Source organism: Pantoea sp. X85 (assembly GCF_029623675.1).
GTDB classification, from domain to species: Bacteria; Pseudomonadota; Gammaproteobacteria; order Enterobacterales; family Enterobacteriaceae; genus Pantoea; species Pantoea leporis.
In genome coordinates this window covers 1,730,327-1,744,365 of the sequence record NZ_CP121108.1, presented here as the reverse complement: position 1 = coordinate 1,744,365, position 14,039 = coordinate 1,730,327, and the positions used below count along the sequence as shown (strand labels likewise).

11 protein-coding genes are annotated in these 14,039 nt (G+C 57.0%); 5 read left to right on the top strand and 6 right to left on the bottom strand.

Annotated features, from left to right (window positions below; genetic code table 11):
* Positions 1–58: 58 nt before the first annotated feature.
* Positions 59–1,192 carry a glutathione-independent formaldehyde dehydrogenase gene (locus P6287_RS08115; protein WP_277974768.1) on the bottom strand — a complete coding sequence of 378 codons (1,134 nt, stop codon included), beginning with the start codon at positions 1,190–1,192 and terminating at the stop codon, positions 59–61.
* A gap of 222 nt (positions 1,193–1,414) precedes the next feature.
* Between P6287_RS08115 and P6287_RS08110 the strand changes: the two genes are divergently transcribed.
* Both P6287_RS08110 and P6287_RS08105 read left to right on the top strand, forming a co-directional pair.
* Positions 1,415–1,807: a NirD/YgiW/YdeI family stress tolerance protein gene (locus P6287_RS08110; protein WP_137385635.1), complete on the top strand. Its 393-nt coding sequence runs from the start codon at positions 1,415–1,417 to the stop codon at positions 1,805–1,807.
* A gap of 190 nt (positions 1,808–1,997) precedes the next feature.
* A complete protein-coding gene (locus P6287_RS08105) occupies positions 1,998–2,612 on the top strand; it encodes a response regulator (protein WP_192413569.1) in 615 nt (204 codons plus the stop codon).
* A gap of 66 nt (positions 2,613–2,678) precedes the next feature.
* On the opposite strand, the gene P6287_RS08100 is transcribed toward P6287_RS08105, so the two are convergent.
* The 5 genes from P6287_RS08100 to P6287_RS08080 are packed head-to-tail and all read right to left on the bottom strand — an operon-like array spanning position 2,679 to position 9,909.
* Positions 2,679–8,240, bottom strand: a complete 5,562-nt coding sequence (locus P6287_RS08100; protein ID WP_277974767.1) for an ATP-binding sensor histidine kinase — start codon at positions 8,238–8,240, stop codon at positions 2,679–2,681.
* Positions 8,237–8,623, bottom strand: coding sequence for a response regulator (locus P6287_RS08095; RefSeq protein ID WP_101760756.1), 387 nt, complete (start codon positions 8,621–8,623; stop codon positions 8,237–8,239). Before P6287_RS08095 ends, P6287_RS08100 begins: the two co-directional genes overlap by 4 nt.
* 41 nt (positions 8,624–8,664) lie before the next feature.
* Positions 8,665–8,916 (bottom strand): XapX domain-containing protein, encoded by a 252-nt coding sequence (locus P6287_RS08090; protein ID WP_217546879.1) that lies wholly within the window; start codon positions 8,914–8,916, stop codon positions 8,665–8,667.
* A 2-nt stretch (positions 8,917–8,918) separates the two neighbouring features.
* The gene (locus P6287_RS08085) at positions 8,919–9,161 is read right to left on the bottom strand and encodes a DUF1427 family protein (protein WP_192413577.1); all 243 of its coding nucleotides are present in this window, start codon (positions 9,159–9,161) and stop codon (positions 8,919–8,921) included.
* A gap of 55 nt (positions 9,162–9,216) precedes the next feature.
* Positions 9,217–9,909, bottom strand: a complete 693-nt coding sequence (locus P6287_RS08080; RefSeq protein WP_101760759.1) for a hydrolase — start codon at positions 9,907–9,909, stop codon at positions 9,217–9,219.
* A 196-nt stretch (positions 9,910–10,105) separates the two neighbouring features.
* Between P6287_RS08080 and P6287_RS08075 the strand changes: the two genes are divergently transcribed.
* From P6287_RS08075 to P6287_RS08065, 3 genes are read left to right on the top strand one after another with little or no spacing between them, the layout of a single operon-like run.
* On the top strand, positions 10,106–11,983 hold the full coding sequence (locus P6287_RS08075; RefSeq protein WP_277974766.1) for an amidohydrolase: 1,878 nt from the start codon (positions 10,106–10,108) through the stop codon (positions 11,981–11,983).
* Positions 11,984–11,986: 3 nt separating this feature from the next.
* Positions 11,987–12,406, top strand: coding sequence for a DoxX family protein (locus P6287_RS08070; RefSeq protein WP_192413581.1), 420 nt, complete (start codon positions 11,987–11,989; stop codon positions 12,404–12,406).
* The gene (locus P6287_RS08065; RefSeq protein ID WP_110865975.1) at positions 12,393–14,018 is read left to right on the top strand and encodes an MFS transporter; all 1,626 of its coding nucleotides are present in this window, start codon (positions 12,393–12,395) and stop codon (positions 14,016–14,018) included. The genes P6287_RS08070 and P6287_RS08065 overlap by 14 nt, the downstream gene beginning before the upstream one ends.
* Positions 14,019–14,039 lie beyond the last annotated feature (21 nt).

The following is a 14,039-nucleotide window of genomic DNA, read 5'->3' as shown; positions in this document are numbered from 1 at the left end:
GGGTCGCCATTAATGGCGACCAAAAATACAACGCGGCGAAACATGCGCTATGAATGCGTTAAGGCTTCAAAATCACCTTGGTCCAGCCCGCATCGCGATCGTCGAAATGGCGATACGCTTCAGGTCCTTCGGCCAGCGACAATCGATGAGAAATAATACTCGCTGGATGCGCTTTGTCGGTGGCAATCAATCGCGCGAGCTGGCGGTTATAAGCTTTAACATTGGCCTGACCGGTACGAATCGACTGCCCTTTAAACCAGAAGCTGCCGAAATCGAACGGCATTTTACCCACTTTGGCTAACTCGCTGGCCGCGCCGGGATCCTGCGGGATAAACACGCCGACCACGCCAATGCCGCCGGTGGCTTTGGTGGAGGCGACCAGGCTATTCATGGTGGCGCTGTTGTCTTCGTGCCCATGCTGATTACAGCACTGATATCCCACGCATTCACAGCCGCAATCTGTGCCGCGTCCATCCGTCAGATCAAGGATTTGCTGCACCGCTGCATCGCCCACGGCATTGATGCCCGTTGCGCCCATCTGCTCCGCCAACGCCAGACGATCGGGATGCGTATCCACCACAAACACCTGCGACGCGCCTTTGATGATCGCCGAATGCGCGGCCATCAAACCTACCGGACCCGCGCCGTAGATGGCGACGCTATCGCCCGGTCGCAGGCCTGCCAGTTCGGTCGCGTGCCAGCCGGTGGGGAAAATGTCCGACAGCATCACGTAATCCTCCTCTTTCTCCACCGCATCCGGCGGCAGCAGCAAACAGTTAAAATCGGCAAACGGCACGCGCAACAGCTCGGCCTGGCCACCTTCCCACGCGCCCATTTCAGCAAAGCCGTAGGCGGCTCCTGCGGTGCCGGGATTGGCGGTCAGGCAGAAACCGGTCAAACCTTTCTCGCAATTTTCACAGAAACCACAGCCGACGTTGAACGGCATACAAACGTAATCGCCAACCTTAAGTCGCTCGACGCCACTCCCCACTTCCACCACTTCGCCAAGGTTTTCATGACCAAAGATGCGCCCCTGTTCAAAGCTGGTGCGCCCCTCGTACATATGTAAATCGGAACCGCAAATATTGGTGGTGGTAATACGAATAAGCGCATCGGTAGGACGCACAATTTTTGCATCAGGAACATTTTTAACCGAGACATCAAAAGGCCCGTTATAGACGATAGCTTTCATAATTTATTTTCCTGAGTGGCTAGCACTCTTAATTCGAATGAGCAGATAAGCACGGCGCTAATTTAACGTCGCGCTTAGCCAAAGAAATAAAAACCGCGTCTACATACCCTGGCATAAATAAGTCAGTTGTGCTTTTTTCAATTACCGCTGCGTTTGTCGTGCAGTCGCGCATATTTGTGCCAGACTTAACACCGTGTCAGCAGGAAAATCTATGGAGAGCGTATGAAACAGGTTGTTTTAGCTTCAGTAATCATGATGTTCAGCGTTGGCGTGAGCGCAGCGGAAGGCGGATACCAATCTGGTGAAACAGCACCGCCGCAGAAGAATCAGGATGCCGGTTATAAAGGATCGGAAGACACCGCACAAACCCCGATTTCACGTATTCGTGATTTCCGTCAGGGCGGCTATGTCACGCTCGAAGGCCATATTATTGAAAAGCTGAAAGGTGATAGCTACAAATTCCGCGATGATACCGGCACGATTATCATTAATGCTGAGAAGCCGGCCTTCAAAGAGAAAACCTATTCAGCCAGTGATAAAGTCCGCGTGAGTGGAAAAGTGTATGGGCGTGGCGAACAAACCACCTTGAGGGTATCGCGGATTGATGAACCTTAAGGTTACGCATTTATTACCTTAAGAATAGCGGGTGAGTGCATGGCTTTTCATCCTCACCCTTTTTAGGCCTAACAGCGCAGCAGATAATCACATTCACATATACGTTTTTCGCCATTCCTACAGCACTATTTTGCGGGTATATTAGCGCGCATGTAGTGAATAGAACTCGTAAGAGTCTGAATGAGTTTTTATGGATAGAACGATTTATATTGTTGACGATGACCCCGCTGTCATCAACGCGCTGCAAAATCTGCTGAGCTCAGAAGGCTACCTGATTTCGACCTTTACCTCCCCCGCTGAATTTTTACATCAGCCGCATTACCGCACCCCGAGCTGTTTAATTGTCGATATGAATATGCCGGGCCTCGACGGCTTTGATGTCTCGCACGACCTCACCGCACGCGGATACACCATTCCCACCATTTTCCTCACCGGCTTTGGCACCATTCCTCTGACGGTCCGCGCGATGAAGGCCGGCGCCTTTGAGTTTCTCACCAAGCCGGTGATGCCGGATGACCTGATACAAGTGGTATCCGCTGCCATGGCGCTGGCCGAAAAAAGCGCAGCACTCGCACAGGAAAGAGTTGTACTCACCGGGCGTTATCACTCTTTAACGCCACGGGAAATGGAATTGATGCTGCTTGTCATTCGCGGTTTATTAAATAAGCAGATTGCCGCCGAAATGGGCATCAGTGAAATTACGGCAAAAGTGCATAAACGCCGCGTAATGGAAAAAATGGCGGTGCGTTCAGTATCAGAATTAGTCAGAGCCGCTGAGAAACTTCATTTACTGCAAGATGAATAACGCGCGCGTTAAAGTGATAACGGTCCGATTTTCCTCCCGCGAAATAGCGCGGGAGGATCAGATAAACTATTTCCCCAGATTTAATGGCAGGGTAAAGCTAAATACGCTGCCACCCTGTGGGCGGTTTTCCGCACTCAGCACACCACCATGACGTTTGATGATTTCATTACTGATGGTCAGGCCCATTCCCATTCCTTCCGCTTTAGTGGTGTAGAAAGAGTCAAATATCTTGCCGATAACCTCTGCCGATAATCCGCTGCCGTTGTCGGCAACCTCTATACGAATATGATTCGCGTCAGGATTGGAGGATGAGAGCCGCAGAATACGCGCTCCGGCATTATCTGCCATCGCCTCAATGGCATTAATCACCAGATTCAGCAGCACCTGCTGAATCTGTACGCGCTCGCAAAACACCTCATCCCATGGCGCTTTAATATCCAGTTCAAGTGCCACCGAGCGGCGCTCAAGTTCCAGACGCGACAAGGTTAAAATATCGCGCGCCAGCAGATGCAGCCTGGCCGATGCATACTCCGCGACATTATTGCGCGTCAGTGACTGCAGGCCGCGAATAATTTCGCCAGCGCGCCGCCCTTCGTTAATGATCTCCTCAATGCTTTCACTGGCTTTCTCCAGCTGAGCCGGATCGCGTTTCAACCAGCGCAGGCTGGCGCCAGCATTGGCCACAATCGACATCAGCGGCTGATTGATTTCATGGGCGATCGATGAGGTCAGCTGTCCTACCGTGGTGGCGCGCGCCACGCGAGCCAGCTCGGCCTGGGCAATTCTGGCGGCATCTTCGGACTGACGCTGCGCGGTGATATCCGTCAGCGTGCCGAAATATTCGGCGACATCCGGCCAGTTCTCCACCGGCTCACCGATGCCTTTGATATAACGGCATTCGCCGTCATCACGGATGATACGAAATTCAGCCTGCATGCTCACGCCATGCGCCACGCTGGATTCAATCAGCGCTTTCAGGCACTGAAGATCGTCTGGATGCACCCGCCGCTGAAACTCGGCCATCGAGGTGCTCACCTGCCCGGCGGGCAGCCCCATGATGCGTTTATATTCGTCCGATATCAGCTGGATATCCGGCTCAAGATGCCAGTGCCAGGTACCGGTATTACTGATTTTTTCACCCAGCATCAGGGATGTCTGGCTGGCGCGCAGCTGTTTTTCAATTTTCCGCCGCTGGATGTTCTCCTCCACCAGCTCGGCATACAGCCGCGCCGTTTCCAGAGAAACCGCAGCCTGCGCGCCTAACATCGAGACAATGCGCGAGTGCTCCGCGGTGAAAACATCAGGCATCAGCCGGTTTTCCAGATAGAGCACGCCCACCATTTGCGCCTGGCGGAACATCGGCACACACATCACTGCCGCGCCAGAGGCAACCAGATAGTTATCCTGACTAAACGGGCTAAACACTTCCGGCCGACCGGTACGGATTTCCTGTCCGGTGCGGATCACCGCCGAGAGAATCGACAGCGGCAAATCAGTCGCTACCGGCAGTTCATTAACGATTTTGACTCTGACGCCCTCCACCGTGGAGGAGGCGCGCGCCTGAATTTCCGGCACATTGCCGTCGATGAGGCGGATCAAAATACAGTGCTGCGCGCCGGCGCGCTCCACCAACATCATCATCAAAATATGGATCAGCCGATCAAGATTGATCTCTTCGGTCAATGCGCGCATCGCCGTGACCAGGCTTTGCAGGTCGCTGATCACCGCGCTCTGCTCAAAGGTCACGGTGTTTAACGCGCTCTGCGGCGGGTGCGCCGCCAGATGCGGATAGTGCATTTCAAGCTGGCGCACCTTGGCGCCCGCGCCCCAGCGATCCCAGGCGGCAAGCGCGCCTTTGATGTAGCCCTCGGCGGCGAACGCCATGCCGCGCGCACTGGCGCAGCGCGCGGCCAGTTCGCATGCCAGACCGTTGATCGGATGAAACTGCCCTTTGCGCGACAGCTCAATGGCTTTTTCAAACTGCTCCAGCGCCGCGCCGCTGTTATCCTCCAGCCTGAGCAGTTCGGCGCGCAGTAGCGCCTCTTTGTCGGCGAAGGTGCCGGGGTTCTCCGTTGCCCAGGTGATGATTCTTTCAAGATGGCGCTGCAGTTGCTGCCGCTGCGTGGCATCAAGCTCATTCGGTTGCAGCGGTATGCTGAGTGAAAGCGCACTGTAGAGATGGAAATCCAGCATATGCACATGGCCGGGAATCACGTCTGTGAGCGGCGCAGCGTCGCTGAACTGGCGCTGAGCGGCGGCATACTCACCGGCAAAGAAGTGCGCCATGCCTTTATACAGCCGCGTCCAGAACTGCATCAAAAACAGCGGTTCAATGGCGTATTCGGGTTGCACCACATTTAGCGCGGGCGCATGGAAATCATCGCCGGACAAGGTCTCACCGGCTGGCTTACGCAGGAACATCACGTAATCCAGCTGCATGCCGAGTATCACTTCCACATCGCGATACTGCGCTTTGCGCACATAGACCATGCCGCGCATGATCGAAGTATGCACGCCATCAAGATGGTCACCGCGCGCCAGGCAATTCATGGTGAGATGACGCAGCGCCAGACACGCCGACGTGCGATCGCCAATATCAACCGCCACATCAAAAGTCGCTTTAGCGCACTCAATGGCGTAACTGAGCGGCATGGTCCAGACGCTCACCTGGTCCAGCGGCATCAGCGTGCGCGCTTTGTAGCTAACGAAGTCGTGCTTATACACCAGCTCGCGGGCCAGCAGCGCGCTGGCAAATCCTCGGCTGTATTCGTTGAACTGATCGCCACACACCACGCCGTACCAGGCAAGCGCCAGCGTGGAGGCACCGCTGATGCCCTTCTCCATCGTCAGATGCAGAAGTTTGCACAGGATGATGAACTGCAGCCGTGGGCTGATAAATGCGGCGAAGGTGCTGGCGCTGGCCATCAAATTCATCACCGCTTCGGTTTTATGGCAGGTCACTCGCGGCAGGGAACGGAAGCGCGTATAGGGATTTTTGCCAACCTCTTTTTTCAACCGTTGCCTGGCGACATCGCACTCGGCTTTATCCGGATAGCGCTGCAGATGAATGTCAAACACCGCCAGCCAGGCCAGCGCGGTTTCCAGCGCCAGCTGGCTGTCGGACTGACGCATATGAATTTCAGCAATTAGCGTCGCCGCTTCGGCTTTATCGGTGACCACACCGGGCGTGGCGAGAATCTCAGAGCTCAACGCCAGCGCGCCCGATAAGTTGCCGTTTAAAAACTCACACTCCGCTTGCTCAAACAAAAACGGGCCGCTCTCCTCCGCGCCTGACGCTGCGTTGAGCGCTCGGGCAGCGTGTAAGAAACGCAGCGCGGAAGCGTAATCGCCCATAATTTTCGCGCGTCGGGTGGCGTTTAATAAAAGCAGACTAAACGCAGCGGCATCAGGCGCTAAAAGTGCGCGGTTTTGCAGCGTGATGGTGTGATGCGCGGCACTGAACAGCAGCGCATGCGCATTATCCTGGCGCGCGGCCTGCATGTAATAGCGAGCAGCGGCAAAGTGAAAATCATCTTTTGCCGCCGACGAAAGCAACTTCAGCGCGGCCTCATGCATGCTGTCATGCATAAAGGTGTAGCTGTCATCGGTCAGCGAGATCAGCCGGGCCTCAGCCGCAGGGCGCAGCGTGGCGCGAAGGGCGCTAAGCGCCGTATCGAGGATGCCGGCCAACACCGGCAGATCGCCGCTACTGCCGATACAGGCCAATCGGCCCAGCAGCTGGCGCAGCGGCAGCGCGAGCAACTGCAGCTGTTGCAGCACGCTGGCGGCAACGTTCGCGGTGTAATGGCAGTTTCTCAACGCGTGCGGATTGTAGGTCCATTTATGGGATGCAGCGTGTGTGATGTGGTGATCGCGCACCGCCTGGCGGTAAAACTCACGCGTGGCGAGCGGATTCCCAGCGGTTTTTTCATGGATGATCTGCGCCAGCTCGGTGGTCTCCGCGCTGCGCGTGTGAAAAATGCCGCCCAGCCAGCTGGCGATATTTTTCACCGACAGCGGCTCGGGCGTGATATCCACAATGCGCGTGGCCGCCGCACGAATGCGCTCCAGGCTGGCATCCACCGTCGGACAGGGCAACGAGGCGCGATCGCGATGAGAAATCACCAGCAATAAGGGAATATCGTCGCTGGAGCGCAGCAAATTCTGTAGCAGCTGCAAGGTCGCCTGATCGGCCCAGTGCACGTCATCAATCAGCAGGATCAGCGGCCGCCCCGGCACCGTAAAGGCTTTCACCAGGCTGCAGGCCACCAGATTCAGGCGATTGCGTGCATCTAACGAGCGTGCATCCGCCTGCACGCTGGCTTTGTGGTTGAGCAAGATGCCCAGTTCGGGCACCAGATTAACGGCCAGCCCAACATAATTCCCCAGTTGGCGCGTGATGTGTGTTTTCCAGCGCGCCAGCTCTTCGGCGGGCAACCCGAGCAGATGCAGCGTCAGCGATCGAAACGCCGAGGTAAAGACCGCGTAGGGCAAAATGGGCGAGTGCTGGTCGGCTTTGGTCACCGTCAGCAGCGCGTTTTTTTCCCGCAGAATTTTAAGCGCCGAGGCCATCAGCGCCGATTTTCCGGCACCGGGCGCGCCGCCAATCGCCACCATGCAGTGTTTCCCGCTGCTGCACACCTCATCAAACGCCGCCAGCATCTCGCTGGCCTGAGCATGGTCGCTGTACAGCACATCGGATAACAGCGTTGTGGTTGGCACATCCTGTAAGCCCAGCGCGAAGGATTCAACTACGCCGTCAGGCATCAGGTTGGATTCACAGCGGCGCAGATCGGCCAGCACGCCTTCGACGGTTTGATAACGCTGCTCCGGCGATTTGGTTAGCAGGCGTAAAATGAGGGATGAGAGTACCAGCGGCACATCTTTGCGCAGCCGGTGCGGCGGCAGCGCTTCGGAGGCAATGTGATGGTGCACCCATTCAGCCGCGCCCCCTTCAGCGCTGCCATAGGGAAGCTTGCCGGTGAGTAATTCGTAAAGCACGATGCCCAGACTGTAGAGATCGCTGACCCGGCTGACCGCGTGCGCGGTGCGCGAGGTATGCTCGGGCGACATGTAGGCCAGCGTGCCGCCGGTCACCGAGGCGCGCAGCGGCTGCTGTGAGTCCGCTTCGATAAACGCCAGGCCAAAGCCGCCCAGCACCACGTCGCCTTGATCGGTAAAGAAGAAATTGGCCGGTTTGATGTCGCCGTGCACCAAACATTGCTGATGCAGCTTGCTGAGCGCATTACACAGCAGCACGGCGCAGCTGATGAACTTCTGAATTTTACCCGCTGGCAGGCGCAGATAATCCGCCAGGGTTTGGTAGCGAAACGCGGGATAAATCAGGGCGTAGCGCCCCTGATATAACGTGTGGCGCAGCGGTTTTAGCGCCCAGCTTTCTGCTAATAAGGCGCGCAGCGCATACTCATTTTTCAGCAGTTGCGTTACCGGAAACTCCGCCTCTTCGGCCGCAGCCGTGGCCAGCACGAAGCGTTCATCGGAGATCGGGTGACGGCATTCGATCCACTCAACCTGCCCTTCCTGCGCCAGCGGGGTGAAAACGATGTCATCCGCCAGCACCAGCGCCGCGTCATCCGCGATATTTAATGACAGGAAAAGCGTGCTCATTGGCGCGCTGCCTGGGAGGAAAACGCCAGACGGATATGTTCAAACAGCAGGTCGATATCAATGGGCTTTCGCATAAAGGTGATCGCGCCTAGATGGATGGCATACCAGAGCATATTCTCATCGCCATTGCCGGAGATGATAATTCCGGGTGGGTTCTCGCGACGCTGTACCAGCGCACGGAACAACTCAAAGCCCGACATGCCTTTGAGCTCAACATCAATAATAAACAGCGCAGCGTCATTTAGCGCCGTCTCGTCCGCTAATAGCGCTTCAGCCGACTCAAATGCCTGCGTTGCGTATCCTTCCGACTGAAGCAGATTGCTCAAACCACTGCGAACCGATCGTTCATCATCAACAACGACAATGCGCTGCGACAGCTGCATGCTGTGTTCCTTCATTATTATTCACTGCCTGCGGCGCGTCCTCAGGAGGTTTTGTCACTCGATGGCGGCGTGCCGCTGATTTTAGGCACACACTCTTGACGAAACCAGGCCAGCGTGACCGGTTGACGGTTTATCAGGCGCTTACACAGCGGGATAATCTGTTCGCCGACCAGCATACCAAACAGACCAAGCAGCGCAATCACGGGCGGCGCTGGGGAATTGACGTCGATAACGGCATAAATGATGCCAACTAAAATACCGACCGAGAGCGATATCGCATAGGTTTTCAGCATGTTCAACCCGCCTGTTTTGCGGTGAGCATGGCGGGAGGTAGCGGCCTGTCAGCGGCCATCGCGCGTGAGGTTTTATCGACGGGCGCTACGGGATGCGTCAATTTTCCACCCAGCGAACTGCCCACAATCATGCCCAGCAAGCCCACCAGCGCCACGGCGGGCGGCGCCGGCGATCGCACGTTGAGCAAGGCGTAAATCAGGCCGATAAACACACCCGCCGCCAGAGAAATCAGTAAAGGACTCACCGGTCCTCCTTGAAAAAAGAAAGGCGAGCCCGTAAGCGCTCGCCTGGGTGACGATTTAGCGAACGGGCGCAGCAACCGGTGCCAGCGTGCGATGCTCGCTCTTCTGACGCGATGGCGCTTTGTGCACCATGGTGTAAGCGTAATCAACGCCGATGCCGTAAGCACCGGAGTGCTCTTTCGCGATATCCATCACCGCGTTGTAGGTCTCTTTGTGTGCCCAGTCGCGCTGCCACTCCAGCATCACCTGCTGCCAGGTCACTGGGATCACACCCGCCTGAATCATGCGCTGCATGGCATAGTCGTGCGCTTCTTTGGTGGTGCCGCCGGAGGCGTCAGCCACCATGTAGATCTCATAATCACCTTCCAGCATGGCGCACAGCGCGAAGGTGTTGTTACACACTTCGGTCCACAAACCGGAAACAACAATTTTCTTCTTACCGTTGGCCGCCAGCGCATCACGCACTTTCTGGTCATCCCACGAGTTCATCGAGGTACGCTCAAGAATGTCCTGGCCGGGGAACACATCCAGCAGCTCCGGGAAGGTGTTACCTGAGAAGCTCTCGGTCTCCACCGTGGTCAGTACGGTAGGAATGTTGAACACCTTCGCCGCTTTTGCCAACGCGACCACGTTATTTTTCAATACCTGACGGTCGATGGACTGCACGCCAAACGCCATTTGCGGCTGCTGGTCAATGAAGATGATCTGGCAGTTGTGCGGCGTCAGTACTTCTAATTTACTGGTTGTCATTTTTGTATGCCCATTGAGGTGAATGTCTGGGCGCAGTGTAAGAACCTTTGGGCACACGAACCATTATCTATAGGTATAACTATACGAAGGTATACCTATCCTTTTGTATAACTAGACGCTTTCCGCACCGCCTGAACATAATCCCACCCAGTATTTCACCTGCGAAATTGGCAGGACCTCTTATTCAGGAGATTTTATGGTTACGTTAGGCAAAGCAGACATCATTTTGACCAATGGGCGATTTCATACCGTCGATCGCGGCAACCCGATTGCCGAGGCCGTGGCGATGCGCGATGGCAAATTTCTCGAAGTGGGTAGCCTGGCCGACGTGATGCAGCATCACTGCGAAGGCACCAAAGTGATTGACCTCAAAGGCCATACCGCCATTCCCGGCCTGAATGATTCCCACCTGCACCTGATCCGCGGCGGCCTGAATTACAACCTCGAACTGCGCTGGGAAGGCGTGCCCTCGATCGCCGATGCGCTGCGGATGCTGAGAGAACAGGCGCTGCGCACGCCGTCACCCCAGTGGGTGCGCGTGGTAGGCGGCTGGACCGAGTTTCAGTTTGCCGAGCGTCGCATGCCGACGCTGGATGAGATCAACGAAGCCGCGCCCGATACGCCGGTGTTTATCCTGCATCTGTACGATCGCGCCTTGCTCAACCGCGCCGCGTTGAAGGTCGTCGGCTACACCAAAGACACGCCCAATCCGCCGGGCGGCGAGATCCAGCGTGACAGCAATGGCAACCCGACCGGCATGCTGATTGCGCGCCCGAACGCCATGATCCTTTACGCCACGCTGGCGAAAGGGCCAAAACTGCCGCTGGAGCAGCAGGTCAATTCCACCCGCCAGTTTATGCGCGAGTTGAACCGCCTCGGCCTGACCAGCGCCATTGATGCGGGCGGCGGTTTCCAGAACTATCCCGAAGATTACGAAGTCATTGCCGAGCTGCATGAGAAAAAGCAGATGACGCTGCGAATCGCCTACAACCTGTTTACCCAACGTCCGGGCCACGAGCTGGAAGATTTCGAGAAGTGGACCGACATGCTGACACCGGGCCAGGGCAGCGACTATTTCCGTCACAACGGTGCTGGTGAAATGCTGGTGTTTTCCGCCGCCGATTTTGAAGATTTCCTCGAACCGCGTCCGGATCTGGCGCCCGGCATGGAAGATGAGCTGGAGCGTGTGGTGCGTCATCTGGTGGAGCATCGCTGGCCGTTCCGCCTGCACGCCACTTACGATGAATCGATCAGCCGCATGCTGGATGTGTTTGAAAAAGTGAACCGCGACATTCCGTTCAACGGCCTGCACTGGTTCTTCGATCACGCCGAAACCGTGACGCAGCGTAACCTTGACCGCATCAAAGAGCTGGGCGGCGGCATTGCCGTACAGCATCGCATGGCGTTCCAGGGCGAGTACTTTGCCGAGCGTTACGGCATTGAGGCCACTCGCCATACACCGCCGGTGGCGCGCATGCTGGAGACCGGCGTGCCGGTGGGTTTAGGAACCGATGCGACGCGCGTGGCCAGTTATAACCCGTGGACCGCGCTTTACTGGCTGGTATCGGGACGCACTGTGGGCGGCATGCAGATGTACGACGTCAACGCGCGCCTCGATCGTGATACGGCGCTGATGTTATGGACGCAGGGCAGCGCCTGGTTCTCCAGCGAGCAAGGTAAAAAAGGCCAGATTAAAATCGGTCAGCTGGCCGATATGGTGGTGCTGAGCAAAGACTACTTCAGCGTGCCTGAAGAGGAGATCAAAGGCATTGAGTCGGTGCTGACCGTGGTGGACGGAAATATCGTTTATGCCGCCGGCGCTTTCAGCTCGGAAGCGCCGCCCCTCATTCCGGTGCTGCCGGAATGGTCGCCGGTGGTCAAGGTTCCCGGCCAATATCGCAGTGCGCCACCGACCGCCACCACACGCGTGGGCATGATGCAGCAAGCGCATCACTGCAGCGGCCCGTGCGGCGTGCATACGCATTCTCACGAGATTGCGCGCGGCGCCAACCTGCCGGTTTCGGAAGAGAACGCCTTCTGGGGCGCGCTCGGCTGCAGCTGCTTCGCCTTCTAAACCATGAAACATTCACTCTCACAGCCGCCTCGCATTGATGCGGGGCTGTTCTTCCTGCGCCTTACCGGCTGCCTGCTGTTGTTGCACGTGCACGGCTTGCCAAAGGTGTTCCATTTCAGTGAAGAACTGACGCGTATCGAGGATCCCTTTGGCCTGGGTGCCTACTTCAGCCTGCTGGCGGCGATCGTTGCTGAAGTGGTCTGCCCGCTGTTTATCCTGCTTGGCATGTTTACCCGCCTCGCCTGCCTGCCGATTATCGGCGTGCTGCTGGTGGCGATGCTGTTCGTCCATCCCAACTGGAGCATAGCGGAAGGACAGTTTGGCTGGCTGCTGCTGATCATCTTCACCACGCTGGCGCTGACCGGCCCCGGTCGCTGGCGCGTGTTTGGCGGCGTTTCGGAGGTTGTTCATGGCGCAGGTTAATGACATTCATGACATCCCCGAGGCGGATCTGCCGCCCGTTTCGCAGACGGTTTCACCATGGCAGCCGCTGCGCCAGCGCGTGTTCCGCATGCTGTGGATCGCTACCGTGGTATCCAATGTCGGTTCATGGATGAACGACGTAGGCGTTAACTGGACCATGCTGACACTGAGCGCCGATCCGCTCTCGGTGGCGCTGGTGCAGGCCGCCAGCAGCTTACCGATGTTTCTGTTTGCACTGCCGTCTGGCGTGATGGCGGATATCGTTGACCGGCGTAAATACCTGCTGTTCTCGCAAATCTGGGTGTTTATTGCCGCCGCGAGCCTGACATTCCTTTCCTGGGCAGACCTGGTCACACCGATGGTGCTGCTGATTGCGGCGTTCCTGCTGAGTACCGGCGCGGCCATGAGTTCTCCGCCCTTCCAGGCCATCGTGCCGGATTTGGTCAGTAAGGAGGAGCTCGGCCCGGCGATTGCGCTTAACTCGCTCGGCATTAACATCAGTCGCGCTATCGGCCCGGCGCTCGGCGGCCTGATTCTGTCGTTTGCCGGTCCGTGGATGGTGTTTCTGCTGAATGCGCTTTCGGTACTCGGCGTGTTTCTGGTGCTGTATGTGTGGCAAGCACAGCCCAGCGTGCAGCGTTTGCCGCCGGAGCACTTCTTCCCGGCGGTGCGTGCCGGCGTGCGCTATGTGCATGCTGCGCCGGTACTGCGCAATGTGCTAGTGCGCACCATCGCTTTCTTTGTGTTTGGCAGTGCCGGTTGGGCGCTGTTACCGCTGGTGGCTCGACGCGAACTGGGCCTCGGGCCCGGCGGCTACGGCATTATGCTGGGTTGCATCGGCATCGGCGCGATTTGCGGCGCGCTGCTGTTGCCGCGTATGCGCAAACGCTTTAATCCCGATCAGCTGATGGTGCTGGCGAGCCTGATGTTTGCCATCACTCTGCTGGCGCTGGCGTTTATTCGTCACCTCTGGTTGCTGAATGCGTTCGAGTTCTTTACCGGCTTTGCGTGGATTGCAGTGCTTTCCACCCTCAATCTTGGCGCGCAGCGCAGTGCCGCCAAATGGGTGAAAGCCCGGGCGCTGGCGGTCTATCTGACGGTGTTTTTTGGCTCGATGACGTTAGGCAGCGCCATTTGGGGACAGCTGGCATCGACATTCAGCATTCCATTGTCACTGACTGTCGCCACTGTCGGCATGCTGCTGGCGAGCCTGACGGTGCTGCGCTGGCGGCTGGATCAGGATCCGGATCTGAACCTCGACCTCAGCACGGTCAGCGATCCCTTGCCCGAGCTGGAGATTCGTCACGATCGCGGGCCGGTGATGGTCAGCTATCATTATCAGATCAACCGCAGTGATGCGCATGCCTTTGCGGTGTGCATGCAGGATATGCGTCGCGTCAGACGACGTGGTGGCGCGCTGAACTGGTCTCTGTATGAGGACATGCTGCAACCCGACATGTTTGTTGAGACCTTTGTGGTTGGCTCATGGATGGAGCATCTGCGTCAGCGCGAGCGCTATACCATGAACGATCAAAAGATTCAGAACCGCGTGCTGGGATTCCATCAAGGCACTGCAGCTCCGGAAGTTCGTTATCTCGTGGCACCTGAATAAGGCGCTTTCATTCATCGACAT

What these genes read in the sequence shown, in the direction of transcription:
- P6287_RS08115 (WP_277974768.1), bottom strand. Translation starts at nt 1,192, where the DNA reads ATGAAAGCTATCGTCTATAACGGGCCTTTTGATGTCTCGGTTAAAAAT.
- P6287_RS08110 (WP_137385635.1), top strand. Translation starts at nt 1,415, where the DNA reads ATGAAACAGGTTGTTTTAGCTTCAGTAATCATGATGTTCAGCGTTGGC.
- P6287_RS08105 (WP_192413569.1), top strand. Translation starts at nt 1,998, where the DNA reads ATGGATAGAACGATTTATATTGTTGACGATGACCCCGCTGTCATCAAC.
- P6287_RS08100 (WP_277974767.1), bottom strand. Translation starts at nt 8,240, where the DNA reads ATGAGCACGCTTTTCCTGTCATTAAATATCGCGGATGACGCGGCGCTG.
- P6287_RS08095 (WP_101760756.1), bottom strand. Translation starts at nt 8,623, where the DNA reads ATGCAGCTGTCGCAGCGCATTGTCGTTGTTGATGATGAACGATCGGTT.
- P6287_RS08090 (WP_217546879.1), bottom strand. Translation starts at nt 8,916, where the DNA reads ATGCTGAAAACCTATGCGATATCGCTCTCGGTCGGTATTTTAGTTGGC.
- P6287_RS08080 (WP_101760759.1), bottom strand. Translation starts at nt 9,909, where the DNA reads ATGACAACCAGTAAATTAGAAGTACTGACGCCGCACAACTGCCAGATC.
- P6287_RS08075 (WP_277974766.1), top strand. Translation starts at nt 10,106, where the DNA reads ATGGTTACGTTAGGCAAAGCAGACATCATTTTGACCAATGGGCGATTT.
- P6287_RS08070 (WP_192413581.1), top strand. Translation starts at nt 11,987, where the DNA reads ATGAAACATTCACTCTCACAGCCGCCTCGCATTGATGCGGGGCTGTTC.
- P6287_RS08065 (WP_110865975.1), top strand. Translation starts at nt 12,393, where the DNA reads ATGGCGCAGGTTAATGACATTCATGACATCCCCGAGGCGGATCTGCCG.